The organism is Amycolatopsis tolypomycina (assembly GCF_900105945.1).
GTDB lineage: Bacteria > Actinomycetota > Actinomycetes > Mycobacteriales > Pseudonocardiaceae > Amycolatopsis > Amycolatopsis tolypomycina.
Genome location: NZ_FNSO01000004.1, coordinates 5,202,214 through 5,220,187 on the forward strand (window position 1 = coordinate 5,202,214; position 17,974 = coordinate 5,220,187).

12 protein-coding genes are annotated in these 17,974 nt (G+C 72.6%); 5 read left to right on the forward strand and 7 right to left on the reverse strand.

The features are described 5' to 3' along the window. Window positions 1–5 precede the first annotated feature (5 nt). Both BLW76_RS33330 and BLW76_RS33335 read left to right on the forward strand, forming a co-directional pair. Complete coding sequence (locus BLW76_RS33330) at window positions 6–584, forward strand: LuxR C-terminal-related transcriptional regulator (RefSeq protein ID WP_091314952.1); 579 nt, start codon at window positions 6–8, stop codon at window positions 582–584. Between the two features lie 93 nt (window positions 585–677). After that, entirely contained in the window at window positions 678–1,154 is a 477-nt protein-coding gene (locus tag BLW76_RS33335; RefSeq protein ID WP_091314955.1) for a hypothetical protein, read from the forward strand. 42 nt (window positions 1,155–1,196) lie between these two features. Here BLW76_RS33335 and BLW76_RS50570 read toward each other — a convergent pair whose 3' ends face one another. Next, a complete protein-coding gene (locus BLW76_RS50570; protein ID WP_091314958.1) occupies window positions 1,197–3,287 on the reverse strand; it encodes an AfsR/SARP family transcriptional regulator in 2,091 nt (696 codons plus the stop codon). A 79-nt stretch (window positions 3,288–3,366) separates the two neighbouring features. Here BLW76_RS50570 and BLW76_RS33345 point away from each other — a divergent pair, with 79 nt between their 5' ends. Continuing rightward, entirely contained in the window at window positions 3,367–4,638 is a 1,272-nt protein-coding gene (locus BLW76_RS33345) for a chondroitinase-B domain-containing protein (protein ID WP_091314960.1), read from the forward strand. On the opposite strand, the gene BLW76_RS33350 is transcribed toward BLW76_RS33345, so the two are convergent. Then, complete coding sequence (locus BLW76_RS33350; RefSeq protein ID WP_208613444.1) at window positions 4,628–5,245, reverse strand: TetR/AcrR family transcriptional regulator; 618 nt, start codon at window positions 5,243–5,245, stop codon at window positions 4,628–4,630. The two genes, BLW76_RS33345 and BLW76_RS33350, sit on opposite strands and share 11 nt — an antisense overlap. Before the next feature lie 56 nt (window positions 5,246–5,301). On the opposite strand from BLW76_RS33350, the gene BLW76_RS33355 reads away from it, so the two are divergent. Beyond that, window positions 5,302–5,922, forward strand: a complete 621-nt coding sequence (locus BLW76_RS33355) for an MSMEG_1061 family FMN-dependent PPOX-type flavoprotein (protein WP_167384817.1) — start codon at window positions 5,302–5,304, stop codon at window positions 5,920–5,922. A 10-nt stretch (window positions 5,923–5,932) separates the two neighbouring features. Then, a complete protein-coding gene (locus BLW76_RS33360) occupies window positions 5,933–6,799 on the forward strand; it encodes a PDR/VanB family oxidoreductase (RefSeq protein WP_208613592.1) in 867 nt (288 codons plus the stop codon). An 83-nt stretch (window positions 6,800–6,882) separates the two neighbouring features. Here BLW76_RS33360 and BLW76_RS33365 read toward each other — a convergent pair whose 3' ends face one another. From BLW76_RS33365 to BLW76_RS33385, 5 genes are all read right to left on the reverse strand, one after another. After that, window positions 6,883–7,737, reverse strand: coding sequence for a peptidylprolyl isomerase (locus BLW76_RS33365; protein ID WP_091314970.1), 855 nt, complete (start codon window positions 7,735–7,737; stop codon window positions 6,883–6,885). 58 nt (window positions 7,738–7,795) lie between these two features. Then, a complete protein-coding gene (locus tag BLW76_RS33370; protein WP_091314974.1) occupies window positions 7,796–10,060 on the reverse strand; it encodes a glycosyl hydrolase family 95 catalytic domain-containing protein in 2,265 nt (754 codons plus the stop codon). 26 nt (window positions 10,061–10,086) lie between these two features. Beyond that, window positions 10,087–12,378 (reverse strand): glycosyl hydrolase family 95 catalytic domain-containing protein, encoded by a 2,292-nt coding sequence (locus BLW76_RS33375; protein WP_091314977.1) that lies wholly within the window; start codon window positions 12,376–12,378, stop codon window positions 10,087–10,089. 125 nt (window positions 12,379–12,503) lie between these two features. Then, window positions 12,504–13,907 carry a M1 family metallopeptidase gene (locus BLW76_RS33380; RefSeq protein ID WP_091314980.1) on the reverse strand — a complete coding sequence of 468 codons (1,404 nt, stop codon included), beginning with the start codon at window positions 13,905–13,907 and terminating at the stop codon, window positions 12,504–12,506. Between the two features lie 80 nt (window positions 13,908–13,987). Beyond that, window positions 13,988–17,872, reverse strand: a complete 3,885-nt coding sequence (locus BLW76_RS33385; protein WP_091314982.1) for a Pls/PosA family non-ribosomal peptide synthetase — start codon at window positions 17,870–17,872, stop codon at window positions 13,988–13,990. Window positions 17,873–17,974: the final 102 nt, after the last annotated feature.

The window sequence follows — 17,974 nt, forward strand, 5'->3', positions numbered from 1 at the left end:
CGGGCATGATCCGGGTGCAGGTCGTCGACGACCACGCGCTGGTGCGCGAGGGGATCGCGCTGATCCTGGGCGCGCAGCCGGACCTCGCCGTCGTCGCGCAGTACGCGAGCGGGCCGGAGCTGCTCGCCTCGTCCGTCGAGGCCGACGTCGTGCTGCTCGACGTGTACCTGCCGGGGATGGACGGCCTCGAGGTCCTGCGGCGGCTCGGTCCCTCGGCGCCCCGGGTGCTGATGCTGACGACGGTCGGCCGGCCCCGCGAGATCCGCGAAGCGCTCGGCGCGGGCGCGGCGGGGTTCGTGCTGAAGGACTCCTCGGGCGACGAGCTCGCGGCCGCGGTCCGCGCCGCCCACCAGGGCGTGACGGCACTGAGCCCGGCGGCGGCCTCGGCGTTGAGCGGCGGCGGTGAGCTGACGCCGCGTGAGCGGGACGTGCTGGAGCTGCTCGGCGAGGGACTGTCCAATCGCGACATCGCGGCCCGGCTGCGGCTGGCGGAGCGGACGGTGAAGGTGCACGTCGGCAACGTGCTGGCCAAGCTGGGCGTGACGAGCCGGACCCAGGCGGCGCTCGCGGCCAGGGACCGCTGAGCAGGGCGTTCCAGGAATTCCGCAAGGGCGGCACACGGTCGCCGACGCATCCTGGGAACGCGGCGACCGCCGCTCGAAGACGGGGAGGAACACATGCTCAAGAAGGTCATCGCGGCGCTGGGCTTGGCGGGGGCAGCGCTGGTTTCCGTGGCTCTGCCGGCCTCGGCGCAGACACAGGCCGCGCCGAACTGCCAGTTCGGCAGCAGCTACGGGGTCGTCGAAGGGTCGGCACCGGTGACCCCCATCACGGGCGGAGCCGCCGTCGGGAGCGCGCAAGTCTGCCGGGACAGCAACTACGACTACTGGGGTTTCGCGATCTACAACAGCCCGATGACGGTCAGCCAGTGGGCGCAGGTCTACCTCAACCGGTACCGCGACGGCATCCTGGTCGACACCATCACCTGCGACACGCCCGGCGGCAACGACCGCATCGGACCGGGGCAGACGCGGTGCTGGACGCCGAAGCTGACCGGTCTGAGCGGGCGCTGGACCTTCCAGACGTACTCGGAGAAGTACAGCAGTCACACCGGCTCGCTGCTGGCTGCCGGGCACACCACGATCGTCCGCTGACCGGCCCGGCCGCCTGCCCGCGGAACCGGGCAGGCGGCCGGCTCACCGGGGCACCCCGGCCGGCGTGCCGGGCTCGTCGCCGGTGGTTCCCGAAGCCGGCGGGGGCGGCACCGAGGCCCTCTCCCGGCGGTCCGGGTCGAAACCGCGGTCGAGCACGAAAGCGTCCTCGACGTGGCGCAAAGCCTCGGCATCCTCCCGGGCGCCCAGCAGGACGAGGAAGTCCGCCAGGTGCCCGGCGAGCGCGTCCCCGTCCCCCGCGACGGCTCGGCGCAGGGCGGCCGCCAGGCGGGTCCCGGCCGGGCGGGGCCGCCGGTCCGCGGCGTTGCTGCACGGGGCGCCGACGGCCGGGCGCCGGTGGCCGGGGTCGTCGTGCTCGCGGGCCTGCTCGGCCGCGTAGGCCCGCAGCAGGTCGTGGAACCGGTAGCGGCCGCCCGCGACGGGCTCGATGAGGTGCGCGTCGGCCAACGAGTGGAGCAGGACGTGCGTCTCGCGCGGCGAGAAACCCACGAGAGCCGCGGCGGTGGGCGGGGAGACGTCGGAGCCGGGGTGCAGGCCGAGCCGGCGGAACAGCAGCCGCTGCCGCGGGGGCAGGCGGTCGTAGGACCCGCCGAGTACCGTGCGGACCGCCGCCCTGGGGTCCCGCCCCCAGCTCAGCGCGTCGAGCCGGGAGCGGTCGTCGGCGAGTTCGGCGACGATGCCGTCGACTGTGGCGTGCTCGTGGGCCGCCGCCCGCCCGGCCGCGATCCGCAGCGCCAGCGGCCACCGCGCGCACCGCGCGATCAGCTCGGCCACCGCGTCACGTTCGGCTGCCGCCCGCGCCGCGCCGATGATGCCGGTGACCAGCCGCAGGGCCTCCGGCGGGGTGAGCGGGCCGACGGTCAGCCGATGCGCCGCTTCGGTGACCACGAGCCCGGTGAGCAGGTCCCGGCTGGTGGTCAGCACCATGCAGCCGGGTGTCCCGGGCAGCAGCGGCCGGACCTGCTCCTCGCTGCCGGCGTCGTCCAGCACCAAGAGCATCCGGCGCCCCGCCAGCAGGCTGCGGAACAGTCCTTCCCGGGCACCGGAACCGGCCGGCGCCGGCACCCCGAGGGCGGCGAGGAACCCGTCGAGGACGTCGTCGGTGCTCGCGGGACGGCCGGGACCGTACCCGCGCAGGTCGGCGTAGAGGGTGCCGTCGGGGAACCGGTGCCGCACGCGGTGGGCCCAGTGCACCGCGAGGGCGGTCTTGCCGATGCCGCCCGGTCCGTCGAGCGCGGCGATCACCACGGCGGGCCCACCGTTCCGGCCGGTGGGCGGGAGAAGGGCGTCTAGGGCGGCCAGGTGGCCGGCACGGCCGGTGAAGTCCCGGATCGCCGGGGGCAGCTGCCGCGGCACGGGCGGCGCGGAAGCCGTGGCCGCCGCGCTCGGGTCCGCGGCCAGGATCTGCCGGTGCAGGTGCTCGAGCGGGGCGGCCGGGTCGATGCCCAGCTCTTCGGCCAGCCGGGCGCGGATCTCCCGGTAGTGGGCGAGCGCGTCCGACGTCCGCCCCGCCTGGTGCAGGGCGGCCATGTAATGGCGGGCGATCTGTTCGTCGTAGGGGTGCGCGACGGCCAGGTCTGCGAGCTCGGCCACCAGCCGGCTGCCCTGACCGAGCCGCAGCCGCGTCTCGGTCAGTTCCAGCTGGGCCACCAGCCGTTCGTTTTCCAGCCGTTCCCGTTCGGCGTCGACCCATTCGCCTGCCGGACCGGTCAGCGGCCGCCCACCCCACAGCGCCAGCGCCTCGCTCAACCGCGCTGCCACCCGTTCGTCATCGGTGTCGGCACCGGCCTGGGCCCGCAGGTCCTGGAAGCGGTACAGGTCGACCACGGCGGGGGCGGTGTCCGCCGTGAGCGCGTACCCGCCTGGCCGCCGGACGATGGCCACCCCCTCGATCGGGTCGAGCGCCCGCCGGAGCCGGGACAGGTAGCTGTACACCGTCTCGAGACCGCGTCTCGGCGCGGTGCGGCCCCAGACGCGCTCGACAAGCCGCTCGACCGGCACCACCCGCCCGCGCTCCACGCCCAGCGCGGCCAGCACGCAGAGCTGCTTGGGATGGCCCAGGTCGACCCGCACGCCGTCGACGCAGGCACCCACCTCCCCCAGCAAGCGCAGCACCGCCCCACCCTCCCCGAAGCCATCCGGTCACGACTTCCTTATACGTCCCGTGTACGGCTCCGGTTTAGCCTCGCGGGCCATGTCGAACCAGTGGAAACTGCTCTCGCTCGGCGTGTTCGCCGCCCTCGCCGCCACCATGGTCACCGCCCCCGGGGCTGCCGCCGCGCCGAACACCTACTACGTCGACCAGGCCCTCGGCAACGACAGCGCGGCCGGGTCGCAGGATGCTCCGTGGAAGTCCCTCGCCAAGGTGGCCGCGACCGAACTGAAGCCCGGGGACTCCGTGCTGCTGCGGCGCGGGCGCACCTGGACCGGTGGCCTCTCCGTCTTCGGCAGCGGCTCGGATGCCGCGCCGGTGACGATCGGCGCCTACGGTGCCGGTGCCCGCCCGATCGTCCAGGGCAACGGCGAAGCCTGCATCAACCTGCCCGGCGACTACATCACCGTGCAGGACCTGCAGGTCGGCGTCGCGGCCGACGCCGGGCGGTGCTCGTGGGCCGGCGTCGAGGTCGGCGGGGATCACGACAAGGTGCTCTCGAACTACATCACCGGGGCCGGCGCGGGCGTCTACATCGCGCCGAGCGCCGACGGCACCGAGGTCACCCAGAACGACCTCGTCGACAACAACCACATGACCGTCGTGACGCCGGGCGGCAACGACGACTCCGGCGCGTTCGCGATCCTGGTGCAGGGCAACGGATCCGACATCGGCTGGAACCGGATCAGCGGCTCCATCGCGGCGAGCGAGGACTTCGGCGGTCTCGACGGTGCCGCCGTCGAGGTCTTCTGGGGCTCGGACAACGTCATCCACCACAACATTTCCGAGGACAACGAGTCGTTCACCGAGCTCGGCACCGACGCGAAGGACCCGGACGGCGTGTCCCGCAACAACGTCTACGAGTACAACGCCGTCTTCGGCGCCAAGACGCGCGGCGGCATCGTCACCCGCGGCGCCCAGGACGGCAACGGCCCGGTGACCGGCACGGTCTTCCGCAACAACTCCGTCCGGCTGAGCCACGCCGAATCCGAAGGGTTCGTCTGCTACGGCGGCTGCACCAACCAGACGCTGAAACTGACCCAGAACGTCATCCAGGCCGCGCTGAAGGTCGGGTACGCCGACACCGGCTGGACCGCGACCGACCACAACGTCTTCTACGGCGGGCAGCGGCAGTTCACCCCGGGCACCACGGACAAGGTCGCCGACCCGAAGTTCACGTCCGCGACGAACCTGATCCTCAAGACCGGCAGCCCGGCCATCGGCCTCGGTGTCAAGAAGTACGCGGACATCGACGTCGACGGCAACGCGATCGGCACCCGCGTCGACGCCGGCGCCTACCAGTTCACCCCGTGACGTACCGGGTCAGCATCGCGACCATCTCGTCCTCGAGCCGCCGGGCGTCGATCGGGTCGGGCTCGGCCAGCAGGTCGTGGACGCCCAGCTCGACCGTCGCGATGACCAGGCGGGCGGCCGTCGCGGTGTCGGCGACGCGGACCTCCGGGTGGCCCTCCAGCAGGGCGCGGGTGTGGCCGACCATCTCCTGCTTCACCCGGCCGACCCGCTCGAGCAGCTCGTTCGACCGCGGCGCGTGCTCGAGCAGCATGCGCAGCAGGTGGGGGTCGTCGCGGTGGGCCTCGACCGCGAGCCGGACGAAGACGCGGAAGACCTCTTCGATCGAGCCGGGCAGCGGGCCGGTCAGGAGCTTCGCCGCGGCCGCCGTGCCGCCGTCGAGGTGGCGGGTCAGCAGCTCGGCCAGGATCGCGTCCTTGTTCGGGAAGTACTGGTACAGCGAGCCGATCGAGAGGCCGGCGCGCTCGGCGATGCGGTTGGTGGTGCCGGCGGCGTAGCCGTGCTCGGCGAAAACGTGAGCAGCCGCGGTCAGGATCCGCTGCCGGGTCAGCTCGGCGCGCACCTGACGCGGCTGTTTACGTGGCTGGATGCGGCGCTGGTCCGACGGCACGGAACCCTCCGGGAAAGCGAGTAGTCAAGACCTGAATATTTGCTCATAATTGTGCCATGACCAGCACAAACACGCTGCGCCGCGTCTCCGCGGCCGAGGTGCGGGCCCGGCTGGGCGAGCCCGAGGCGATGATCAAGGCCAAGATCGGCGACCGCATCGACGCCCACGCCCGCCGCTTCATCGCGCACTCGCCGTTCCTGACGCTGGCCACCGCGGACGCCGCGGGCCGCGCCGACTGCTCGCCGCGCGGCGACTACCCGGGCTTCGTCAAGGTGCTCGACGAGCGCACGCTCGCCCTGCCCGACCGGCCCGGCAACAAGATCGCCGACTCCTTCCGCAACATCGCCGAGAACGACGGCGTCGGTCTGCTGTTCTTCGTCCCCGGCATGCGGGAAACGTTGCGGGTCAACGGAAGCGCGTACGTCACCGACGATCCGGACGTGCTCGCCCGGATGCGCACCGAGGCGAAGGCGCCGGAGCTGGCGATCGTCGTCGACGTCGCCGAGTGCTACTTCCACTGCGGCCGCGCGCTGATCCGGTCGCGCCTGTGGGACCCGGCGAGCCGGGCGCTGGCCGCGGAACTGCCGTCGGCGGGCGAGATCGCCGCCGAGAAGATGAACCTCGATCCGGCGCTGCTCGACCAGCTCCTCGAAGACGGCTACCGGAAGCTGTACTGACATGCCTGACATGCAGAAGACCATCCTGGAGCGCATCGAGCGCGTGACCGACGACGTCGTCTCGCTGGTCCTGCGCGGCGACGAAGGTCCGCTGGCGCCGTGGGAGCCGGGCGCGCACATCGACCTGGAGCTGCCGAACTGGCTGACGCGGCAGTATTCGCTGTGCGGCGATCCCGGCGACCTGTCGGAGTACCGCATCGCGGTCCGCCTCGACCCGCTCAGCCGCGGCGGCTCGGAGTACGTCCACCTGTTCCTGCAGCCGGGCCGGACGCTGCCGGTTTCGCTGCCCCGCAACCACTTCCCGCTGCTGCCCGCCCGCGAGTACCTGTTCGTGGCGGGCGGGATCGGGATCACCCCGATCATGCCGATGCTGCGCGCCGCCGTCGCGTCCGGGGCGGCGGTGACGCTGGCGTACACGGGCCGGCCGTTCGCCGCGGAACTCGCTGCCGCGTACGGCGAACGCGTGCGGCTCGGCCGCCCGGACCTCGCGGCACTGGCGGCGGAGTTCCCGGCCGCGGACGTCTACTGCTGCGGCCCGGCGACCATGGTCGACGCGGCGGAGGCGGTGTTCCCCGCCGTGCACACCGAGCGGTTCGAGCCCACCCGGCGGACGTTCGGGCCGGACACCGCGTTCGAGGTGGTCTGCGCCCGGTCCGGCGAGGTGGTCGGGGTCCCGGCGGACGAGTCGCTGCTGGACGCGCTGAACCACGCCGGCAAGCCGGTGCCGTCGGCGTGCCGGGAGGGCGTGTGCGGCAGCTGCGAGGTCACGGTACTGGCGGGCGAACCCGAGCACCGCGACGACATCGGCGCGGCGGCGGGCCGCATGTACCCGTGCGTGTCCCGCGCAACCTCGCCACGGCTGGTGCTGGACCTCTGACCGGACCTGCCGGCTCACGCGGGGCCGTGTCGACCCTTCAATCACGCGTGTCGACCTCCCAATCACGCGTGTCGACCGTTCCGTCACGGGGAGGCGGTGACGTGGGTGAGGGTGACCGGGGTCTTGGGCGGGCCGCTGCCGTCGCCGATGCCGGGCTTGGCCGGGTCGGTTCCGCGGCGGGCGACGCGGTCCAGGACTTCCAGGCCCGGGTCGTCGATGCTGCCGAACACCGTGTAGTCCGGCGGGATGGTGATGTCGCCGAAGACCAGGAAGAACTGGGAGCCGCCGGAGTCGGGGGCCTGCGTCTTCGCCATCGCGAGGACGCCGCGGCCGTACGTCAGCCCGGGGAACAGCTCGTCGCGGATCGTGTAGCCCGGGCCGCCGGTGCCGTCGCCGACCGGGTCGCCGCACTGGAGCATCTGCAGGCCGGCGGTCACCGACAGCCGGTGGCACGACGTCCCGTCGTAGAACCCCTGCCGGGCCAGGCTCAGGAAGTTGACCACGGTGCACGGCGCCAGCGCGCGGTCCAGGGTCAGCCCGATGTCGCCCGCGGTCGTCGCCAGCCGCACGTCCACCGTGCCCTTCGACGGCGCCGGGCCGTCGGGCGGCAGCTCGACCTTCTTCGGGGCCGGCGCGGCGGGGTCCGGGACGAACGCGCACGTCACCGGGTCGGCCAGCGGCTTGGCCCGCTTCGGCATCGGCGCCCGGCCGCCGGGGATCGCGGCCGGGGTGCCGGACACCGTTGTCGAAGGCGAGGCCGACGACGGCGTGGCTGCCCACAGCACGCCTTCGGCGGACCCGTCCGGCTTGCGCAGGAACCCCGGGTAGCCCCAGGCCAGGAACGCCAGCGCCATCACCACGACGACCACGACCGACCCGGTGACCAGCACGATCGCCGTGGTCGAAGACGGCCCGGGTCTGCCGGGCGGCTCGCTCATCCACGCTCCCCTCGTCGGGGAGCACCCTACTGCGGTCAGGACCGGGCGGACACGCCGATCACGGCAGTCCCCACGGCACACTCGCCCCGCCCGGCGCGACCGGCCGGACGCCGAAGTCCGGCCGGTCCCCCTTCCGGTACACGAACGCGTCTTCCCCGCACCCGAGCTCCACCTGGACGTCGCCGCCGGCCAGCCGCCGCCAGCGCCGCGCCCGGCCCCGCGCGTCCGTCACCGCGAGCTCGCCGTCGATGCCCGGCCGCAGCACGCACGGCGCCCCGGCCTCGCTGTGCACCTTCAGCCAGCGCGTCTTCCCGCCGGCGCGGGACGCGCTCAGCAGGAACGCGCCCTCGGTGCGGAAGTCCCGCAGCGCGACGTCACCCCAGGCCGCGGGCACCGCCGGGAACAGCCGCAGCACGCCACCCCAGCTCTGCACCAGCATGTCCTGCAGGGACTTCGCCGCCGACAGCGGCGTCTCGATGACCGGGCCGGACTCCTTGTACATCGTGTTCGGCTGGATGTACCGCCGCTGCAGCTCGCCGAGGTAGAACGCGGCCTGCTCGCCGCGCAGCATCTGCGCCGAGATCGACGCCGCCCCGGTGAAGGTGTAGCCCTGCAACGCACCTTCGAAGCCGACCCAGTGGTTCAGCGACGTCTCGATGATCGCCCGGTGCTCCGGCTGCTCCCAGGTGACGTCGTAGAGCGGGTAGATCTGCAGCAGGTGCGAGTAGTGCCGGTGCGACTTCGCGAACGGCACCCCGGCGCCGATCATGTAGCCGTTGCCGTCGGCCGGGTAGTCCACCAAGGACGCCAGGACGTTCCGCCAGCGCGGCGCCAGGGGGTCGCCGGGCGCGTGCTGCAGCAGCGTCTTGCAGCCCCAGCGGATCAGCGCGAGGTCGTAGTTGCAGTCGGGTGCGTTGACGCCGTACTCCGGCGAGAACGTCGGCGGCAGGTGCAGCTTCCCGTCCGGGCCGGGCGCAAGGAAGTGCAGGTAGTAGTTGATCGCCTTGCGCAGCAGGGGAACCAGCGTGCCCTGCAGCAGCTTGCGGTCCATGGTGTGCCGGTAGGACAACCACACGTTGTGCAGCGCCCACGTCAGGTTGCCGACCTCCGGCGTCGGCGTGTCCTGCCCGGGGATGCCGACCGGGAAGCCGCTGGTCGTGTTCGAGACGCCGTTGAGCAGCGTCATGTCCGTCGTCCGCGGAATACCGGCGGAGTCGGGCTGATAAGGAGAAGCGACCTGCGACGTCAGGTTGGCCCGGTACTTGTCCAGGGCGTAGCTGACCGCGTCCAGCTCCAGGTGGTTCGAGCCGTGGATCAGCCAGTACTCGAGCTGGACGTTGAGGTTCCACCACGTCGCCGGCCACGGCGTGTTCTCGAGCCACGGCCCGGACGTCGCCATCACCGGCGCCTCGCGCCGCGCCGCCGACGCGACCTTGTACAGCTGGATCCAGTAGAAGCTCTGGAGGCGGGTGTCCGGAATGGACAGGAAGCTCTGCCGGTAGTAGCCGTGCCACCAGCGCCGGTGGTCCGGGGTGAGCGCGGCGAACTCCCGCGCCCGGACCGTGCCCAGCGCCCGCGTCACCGCCGTCTTCTCCGGGTGCGACCAGGCCACGGAAGTGTACAGCGTCCGCGTGGCGCCGCGCGTGACCTCCCGCCACGCCGTCACGTGCTCGCCGCCGGCCAGCAGCGGCTGGACGGCCAGCCGCGTGTCACCGCTGGTCGACAGCTGCACCGGCGGGTTCGCGGTGTACCCGGCGGGCGGCGGCTTGTTCCACACCGGGTCGGCGCGCGGGCTGACCGCGACCGCCGGGTGGAACACCCACGCGAACCCGCGTTCCCCCTCGGAGGGCCGGACCTCGACCGCGAGCAGTGACTGTCCGGTGTGGACGATCGCGCGCAGGCTCAGGCTGCCCGCCGCCGTCGTGATCGTGCCGCTGAGCTCGGCGTTCCACAGGTCCAGCCGCCAGTCGACCGCGGTGATCGCGCCGACCGGTTCGAGCGTGAAGTACCCGATCGGCAGCCGGGCCAGTCCGAACAGCGAACCGAACTCCGGCCGGTGGTCCTGGACCTGGCTGTGCTGGACGTTGAACCGGATCGCGTTGCGCCCCGGCTCGGCGTAGATGCCGGAGCCGAGGAACCCGTTGCCCAGGAACGGGCCCTCGTACCAGGTCTTCGGCAGCCGCCGCCAGACCAGGTCCGCGGTGCCCAGGAACCCGGCCCAGCCGAAGTCGTCGCCGCCCGCTTCGGCGGACGCGGGGGTCAGGCCGGCCGTGGCCAGCCCGGCGAGCGCGCCGCCGAGCACGGTTCTGCGGGTGATGTCCATTCGACCTCCTCGTCGAAAGCTCCGGTTCAGCTCGGCAGGCCCCACGCCGGCGCGGGACCGAGCGCGGGGACGTCCCGCAGCGCGAAGTCCGCCCGGCCGCCCCGCGGGGTGACGACGGCGGTGCCGCCACGCCGCAGCCCGATCGCGATCCGCCCGGGCCCGGCCGCGCGCCACGGCAGCCGACGGCCGTGCTCGTCGCGGACGTCGACGTCCCCGGCGACGCCGTGTTGCAGCAACAGGGGCTCGCCGGCCTCGCTGTGCACGCGGACGAACTCGGTCGTGCCGCCGCGACGGGAGGCGTCCACGAGGAACGCGCCTTCCGCGCGCAGCCCGGCGATCGAGGCGTCGCGCCAGGTCGCCGACACCGACGGGAAGACCTTGAGCACGCCGCCGGAGCCCTGCATCAGCATGTCCACCACGGACTGGGCCGCGGTGATCGGGCTCTCGATCGCGAAGTTGGAGCCCTCGCGGTACATCGTGTTGGCGGTCAGCTCGGTGTCGGCGACGACGTTCCGGTCGAGGAAGAACTTCAGGTACCGCAACGCTTCTTCGGGCGCGTCCATCACCGAGTTCATCGACGACGCGGCCGCGTAGCTGTAGCCGTGCCACGCCGTCTGGTCGGCGGCCCAGTGGGTGAAGGTGCGGGTCATGACGTCCCGGTCGCCGGGTGCGTCCCAGACCTTCTCCCGCAGCGGGTACAGCCACAACAGGTGCGAGAAGTGCCGGTGCGACGCGGCGAGGGGGACGCCGTCGCCGATCAGCACGCCGTTCGCGGGATCCTCGTGGTATGGAACGAGTTTCGCGCTGATTTCCCGCCAGATCGGCACCCGCGGTTCGTCCAGGCGGAGGATCCGGGCGGTGTCGACGAGCGTGCGGGCCGCCCACCGGATCAGCGACAGGTCGTAGGTGCAGTCCGGCGCGTCGGCGTACTCCGGCGACCGGGTCAGCGGCAGGTGCAGGGCCCCGTCCGGGCCGGTGAACAGGAAGTGGCGGTAGAAGTTCAGCGCCTTGGCCAGCGTCGGGTACAGGACGTCGCGCAGCACGCGCTTGTCCATGTGGTGACGGTAGGCCAGCCAGACGTTGTGCAGGCCCCACAACAGGTTCCCGGTCTGGTCGGTCTTGGACGTCGTCCCCGGGACACCCACCGAGCGCGTGCCGCCGGGGCGCAGCCGCCAGTCGCCCGGGTGCGACAGGGCGTAGGTGTCGCCGTCGCGGTACGCGGGCGGGACGGACACCTCGAGGTTCGCGTGGTCGCGCCGGAAGGTCTCGGTGACGGCGTCGAGTTCGGGGTGGTTGGTGCTGTTGACGATCGGGTAGGTGACCTGGACGTTGAGGTTCCACCAGACGGCAGTCCAGCTGTTGCCGACCTCGGGGAACCACGGCCCCCATTCGGACACGACCGGCCCGTCCGCGCGGGTGGCGGCGGCGATCTTGTACAGCTGGATCCAGTAGAAGCGCTGCACCTGCTTGTCGGGCACGGAGACGAAGCTGCGCCGGTGGTAGTCGTTCCACCAGCGGCGGTGCCGGGCCAGCAGCGCGTCCGGGTTCGTGGCAAGCGCTTTCCGCACCGCGTTGCGCGCGTCGGAGGTGTGCGTGGTGCCCGGAAAGCTGTAGGCGACGGTGGCGGCGAACAGCCGTCGCGTGCCGATGGCGCGTTCCTGCCACGCGGTGGTGTACCCGCCACCGGCGAGCATGGGCTGCGCGCAGTAGCCGTCACCGGTCTCGGGCGCCGGGTTGGCAACGTACTCGGGCGGCTTGCGGACGGTCCGGGTGGTGGCGGATTCGAGCGGCTGGAACCCCCAGGCGGCTTGCGTTTCCCCCGCGCTCGGCGTCAGCGAGACGAGCAGGACACCGAGGTCGTTGTGCACGACGGCGGAGAAGGCGACCGAGCCCTGCGTGGTGGTGATGGTGCCACCGAGCTCGGCGTTGTAGAGGTCGAGCGTCCAGTCGACGGCGGTGATCGCGCCGGCCAGGGTGAGCGTCAGGTAGCCGATGGGCAGGCGGGACAGCCCGATGCCGGCTTCCCACTGGATGCGCTGGTCCTGCACCTGGGTGTGGCTCAGCATGAACTTGAGGGTTTCCGGCGTTTTGCCGGCGTAGACCTGGACGCCGAGGTAGCCGTTGGCGAGGAACGGACCGTCCCGCCAGCTCTTCGGCAGCCGCCGCCAGAGCATCCGAGCGTCTTGGGCGACCTCGCGGTGCGGCTTGGCGTTCGCGAGCGCGGGCGGGGCGGCTTGGGACCACAAACCCCCGAAGGCGGCGGCCCCGGCCAGGACCGAGGCAGAGCGAAGCACCGTCCGCCTGGACACAGAGTCCATGAAGCATCCTCCGAATTCATACTACGTTTCGGCGAGATCATGCGGCGGCGTCCGGCCATACTTGCAGAGGGCAGCCCAAAATGCCAGGGATGTTCACCCGGACAGCGGCAGAGACATCGGATGAATCAGGGAAGCGGCGGCAGCGCCGGTGTGTGCAGCCACCGAGTGAAGAACGCCCCCAGCGGCCGCCCGGCCTGCACCTCCGCGGCCGCCACGAACAGATCTGTCGTGACCAGCCCGTGCCGGTGCTCCCCCGCCCACGACTTCAGCAACGCGAAGAACGCCCGATCCCCGAGTTCCGCCCGCAGCGCGTGCAGCGTCAACCCACCACGCTTGTACACCCGCTCGTCGAACATCCGGGCCACCCCGGGGTCGGCGATCCGCACGTCCGCCGGCTTGGCCTTGATCCGCGCGTGCCAGCTCGCAGCCAGCGCGGACGCCGACGGCCCGCCGATCTCCTCCGACCACAGCCACTCCGCGTACGTTGCGAAGCCCTCGTTCAGCCAGATGTGGCGCCAGTCCGCCACCGTCAGGCTGTTGCCGAACCACTGGTGGGCCAGTTCGTGCAGCACGAGCCGCTCGTGGGTGCGGCGGCCGTCGACGTGGTTGGCGCCGAAAATCGCCATGCCCTGGGCCTCGATCGGGTCGTCGAGGTCGTCGTCCGTCACGACGATGGCGTACTCGGCGAACGGGTACGGGCCGAACAGGCGTTGCAGGAACTCCATCATCCGGCCCTGCCGGCCGAAATCCCGCTCGAACGCGCGGCGCAGCCGCGGGGGCACCGCCGCGTGCTGGGGCACGGTCGGCGTGACCGACTCGACGCGGCCCTGCCCGAAGCCGAGGCTCAGCAGGCGCGAACCCAGGCCGGTGGGCGAGCCCCAGCCGCGGCCGGTCAGCTCGATGTCGTCGTAGCGGCCGATCTGGACGCTCATCAGGTACGTCGCCGTCGGTTCCGGGCGCTCGAACACCCAGCGCGTCGTGCTCGCCGACGTCGAGCGCTCGACCAGGGTGCCGGTGACCGCGACCAGGTACGGCGACGCCGTCGTCACGCTCACCCGGTACGCCGCCTTGTCCGACGGGTGGTCGTTGCACGGGAACCACGACGGCGCCCCGACCGGCTGGCTGGCCACCAGCGCGCCGTCGGTCAGCTCGTCCCAGCCGACGTCACCCCAGCGGCTGCCCACCGGGCGCGGGTTGCCGACGTAGTGCACCTCGACGGTGAACGCCGCGCCCGCCGGGATCGACTTCGCCGGCTTGACGTGCAGCTTCACCCCGCGCTTGAGGTACTTGGCGGCCTTGCCGTCGACCAGCACCCGGTTGATCCGGAACTCGCCGAAGTCGAGGCTGACGCGGGAAAGCGCCTGTGTCGCCTCCGCGGTGATCACCGCCGACGCCGAAAGCCGGTTCGGCGCGACCTTGTAGTCGAGAGTCAGGTCGTAGTGCCGGGTCCGGTAGCCGCCGTTGCCGTGCGCGGGCAGGTAGGGGTCGCCGGAGGTGTCCGCGCCGGGAGCGGGAGCCTTCGAAATCACCCGTGGCGAACCTTTCGTCGTGCGTGCTGGAACCAGGCTCGCACGGACGGGTGAGTCCGGCGCGCCTGGTCCTGCTTTCGTTACTTACCGGGCCACGCGGAGATCGGGTTGCCCAGCCAGCGGGTGTCGGCGGGCACCTCGTCGCCGCGGGTCACCAGCGAGCCGGGGCCGACCGTCGTGCGCGCGCCGATGCCCGCGCCCGGCAGCACGATGCCGTGCGGGCCGAGCGTCGCGCCCTCGCCGAGGGTCACCCGCGACATGCTCATGATCCGGTCGTGGAACAGGTGCGTCTGCACGACGCAGCCGCGGTTGATCGTCGCGCCGTCGCCCAGCGACACCAGGTCCGCTTCGGGCAGCCAGTACGTCTCCAGCCAGACTCCGCGGCCGATCTTGACGCCCATCGTGCGCAGCCACGCGGTCAGCAGCGGGGTGCCGCCGATCGAGCCGATCAGCCACGGCACCGCGAGGGCCTCGACGAAGGTGTCGGCCAGTTCGTTGCGCCAGACGAAGGAGCTCCACAGCGGGTGGTCGATCTCGCGGAACTTGCCGACCAGCAGCCACTTCATCACCGTCGCCGTCAGCGCGGCGACGATCCCGGCGGCCAGCAGGGCCGGCCCGGCCAGCAGCGCGGCGACACCGAAGCCGAACGCCGACGCCGTCCACAGCAGGCCGAAGGCGACGACGACGGTCAGCGCGACGCCGCACATGACCGGGATGATCCGGCACAGCTCCACCAGCGCCCGCGCCGCCTTGAGGTGCAGCGCCGGGGTGTAGGTGCGGCTCGTGTCGGCCTCGCCGACCGCGCGGCGGACCGGCAGCGGCGGCATGCCGAGGTACGACGAGCCCTTCTTCGCCTTCAGCGGCGTCGACGACAGGACGCCGACGAGGCCGCGCTTCGGCACCGAACGGCCGGGCGCGGTCATCCCCGAGTTGCCGAGGAAGGCCTGCTTGCCGATCCGCGCCGGGGCGACGTGCAGCCAGCCGTGGCCGAGCTCGTAGGTGGCGACCATCGTGTCGTCGGCCAGGAACGCGCCGCTGTCGACCTTGGTCATCTTCGGCAGCGCCAGCACGGTCGACGCCTCGACGTTGCGGCCCACCTTCGCGCCGAGCAGCCGCAGCCACACCGGCGTGAACAGGCTGGCGTACAGCGGGAACAGGCCTTCGCGGGCCATGCTCATCAGCCGCTCGGTGGCCCAGACCTGCCAGGCGACGCGGCCGTGCACCGGGTGGTAGCCCTCGACCATGCCGATGCTCAGCGACCGGACCCCGGCCAGCACGAGCAGCATGTACGCGGCGAAGTACGCCACGGTCGCGACCGGGACGAAGATCATCGCGCGGGTGAAGGCATCCAGCAACGTCGGGGCGCCGGCGATCCCGTAGCCGAGCACGGCGACCCCGGCCAGCGCGGCCACGCCGGGCAGGAAGCCCAGCGCCAGGGAGGTCGCGCCGTAGACGGCAGCCCAGAAGTGCGACCGCGGCGGGCGGCTCGACGGCCACTTCAGCGCGTCGCGCTCGTCCTTGCCGACGCGGGTGGCGGGCGAACCGGCCCAGCGCTGCCCGGCCGGGACGGCGCCGCGGACGGTCGAGCCGGCCGCGATCTCCGCGCCCTTGCCGATGCGGACACCCGGGAACAGCGTGCTGCGCGCGCCGATGCGGGCTTCCGCGCCCACGCGGACCTTGCCGATGTGCACGACGTCGCCGTCGACCCAGTGGCCGGACAGGTCGACCTCGGGCTCGATCGCGGCGCCGCGGCCCAGCTTGAGGAAGCCGGTGACCGGCGGCGGCGAGTGCAGGTCGACACCCTTGCCGATCCGCGCGCCGAGCGCCTTCGCGTACGTCGTCATCCAGGACGCGCCGGCCACGCTGTCCGCACCGGAGAACTCGGCGAGCTTCTCGGCCGTCCACAGTCGCAAGTGGACACTGCCGCCGCGCGGGTAGGTGCCCGGACGCACACCTGAGAGCAGCACGCGCGCGCCACCGGCGGCGATCGCGATCCGGCCCGCCGGGCTGAACAGCACCATCCAGGCCAGGCCGATCCAGGCCCAGCCCAGCGTCGGCGCCCAGGCGAACCCAAGCAGGGACAGCACGTTCGACAGCGCGGCGGCGAGCGTCGCCCAGCGCAGGCCGACCAGGCCCATCAGCGGAGCCATCAGCAGCGTCTGGATGACACCGGCGCGGCGTTTCGTCGGCGCGATGTCCCGGCGTTCGGTGGCCTGCCCGCTCAGCGCGTCCAGCATCGCGGCGAGCGCGCCCAGCTTGGGGTGGGCGTAGATGTCGGCGACCGACACCTGCGGGTGCCGGGTGCGGATGCGGGCGACCACCTGCGCGGCGGTCAGGCTGCCGCCGCCGTGGGTGAAGAAGTCGGCCTTCGGGCTGTCGACCGACACGCCGAGGATCTCGGCCCAGCCTTCGGCGAGCCACGTCTCGGTCGGGGTCAGCCCGGACGCCTCCACTGTGGACAGTGGCCACGGGAGGGCGTTGCGGTCGACCTTGCCGGAGGTGCGCGTCGGCAGGTCGTCGACGACGGCGAGCAGCGGCACGAGCGCGGCGGGCAGCTGCTCACGCAGGCGCGTCGCGGCCTGGTCATGGTCGAAGCCCTCGCCCGAAGGGACGACGTACCCGACGAGGACCTGGTTGCCGGCCTTCGTGCGGCGGATCGCGGCGGCCGCGCCCTGCACGCCCGGCAGGGCCTGCAGCGCGGCGTCGACCTCGCCCAGCTCGATGCGGCGGCCGCCGAGCTTGACCTGCTCGTCGAGGCGGCCGAGGAACAGCAGGCCTTCCTCTTCGGCGCGGACCATGTCGCCGGAGCGGTAGGCGCGCTGCCAGCCCAGCGACGGCAGCGGCGCGAACTTCTCGGCGTCCTTGGCCGCGTCGAGGTAGCGGGCCAGGCCGACGCCGCCGATGACCAGCTCGCCGGTCTCGCCCATGGCGACCGGCTCGCCCTCGTCGTTGACCACGGCCAGCTGCCATCCGACGAGCGGCAGGCCGATGCGGACCGGGCCTTCGCCGGTCAGCTGCGCGGCGCAGGCGACGACGGTGGCTTCGGTCGGGCCGTAGGTGTTCCAGACTTCGCGGCCTTCGACGGCGACGCGCTCGGCCAGCTCCGGCGGGCAGGCCTCGCCGCCGAAGATGAGCAAACGGACGTCTTCCAGGGCGTCGGCGGGCCACAGCGCGGCCAGCGTCGGCACGGTGGAGACGACGGTGATGCGCTGCGCGACCAGCCACGGGCCGAGGTCGACGCCGGTGCGGACCAGCGCGCGGGGCGCGGGCACCAGGCAGGCGCCGTGGCGCCAGGCCAGCCACATCTCTTCGCAGGAGGCGTCGAAGGCGACGCTCAGCCCGGCCAGGACGCGGTCGCCGGGGCCGATGGGCTCGTCGGTGAGGAAGAGCTCGGCTTCGGCGTCGACGAAGGCGGCGGCACTCGCGTGGGTGACCGCGACACCCTTGGGCTTGCCGGTCGAGCCGGAGGTGAAGATGATCCACGCGTCGTCGGCCGGGCCGGGACGGCCTTCGCGGCCACCGGGCGTGGAGTGGACGTTGATCTTGCCGTCGGTGGCGACCGCCGCGACCTGGGCCTCTTCGAAGACCAGCTCGGCGCGCTCGTCCGGGTCGTCGGCGTCGACCGGCACGTACGCGGCCCCGACGGACAGGGTGGCGAGGATGGCGATGTACAGCTCGGCGGTGCCGGAGGAGATCCGGATGCCGACGCGGTCGCCGAGGCCGACGCCGTAGCCGCGGAGGCGGCGCCCGTAGCCGTCGATCTCGTCGAGCAGCCGGCGGTAGGTGAGGGTGGTGGTGCCGTCGTCGATCGCGGCGGCGTTCGGGTGCCGCTCGGCGGTGGCGGCGAGGACGTCGAGGAGGGTGCGCTCACCGGCGCCCAGGCCGGACCAGAACAGCGCGCGGTCGGCGACCGGGGCGAGCGTGACTTCGGGCGTGGCACCCGTGGGTTCGATCGTGACGGTCATCAGGCGTGCACCTCGACCGTGCCGAAGACGTGCAGGGACGAACCATGGGCGCGCAAGCCCACCACTCACCTTTCGGGAGCCTCAACCGGGCTAGCTCTCCGG

What these genes read in the sequence shown, in the direction of transcription:
- BLW76_RS33330 (WP_091314952.1), top strand. Translation starts at nt 6, where the DNA reads ATGATCCGGGTGCAGGTCGTCGACGACCACGCGCTGGTGCGCGAGGGG.
- BLW76_RS33335 (WP_091314955.1), top strand. Translation starts at nt 678, where the DNA reads ATGCTCAAGAAGGTCATCGCGGCGCTGGGCTTGGCGGGGGCAGCGCTG.
- BLW76_RS33345 (WP_091314960.1), top strand. Translation starts at nt 3,367, where the DNA reads ATGTCGAACCAGTGGAAACTGCTCTCGCTCGGCGTGTTCGCCGCCCTC.
- BLW76_RS33355 (WP_167384817.1), top strand. Translation starts at nt 5,302, where the DNA reads ATGACCAGCACAAACACGCTGCGCCGCGTCTCCGCGGCCGAGGTGCGG.
- BLW76_RS33360 (WP_208613592.1), top strand. Translation starts at nt 5,933, where the DNA reads ATGCAGAAGACCATCCTGGAGCGCATCGAGCGCGTGACCGACGACGTC.
- BLW76_RS33365 (WP_091314970.1), bottom strand. Translation starts at nt 7,737, where the DNA reads ATGAGCGAGCCGCCCGGCAGACCCGGGCCGTCTTCGACCACGGCGATC.
- BLW76_RS33370 (WP_091314974.1), bottom strand. Translation starts at nt 10,060, where the DNA reads ATGGACATCACCCGCAGAACCGTGCTCGGCGGCGCGCTCGCCGGGCTG.
- BLW76_RS33375 (WP_091314977.1), bottom strand. Translation starts at nt 12,378, where the DNA reads ATGGACTCTGTGTCCAGGCGGACGGTGCTTCGCTCTGCCTCGGTCCTG.
- BLW76_RS33385 (WP_091314982.1), bottom strand. Translation starts at nt 17,872, where the DNA reads ATGACCGTCACGATCGAACCCACGGGTGCCACGCCCGAAGTCACGCTC.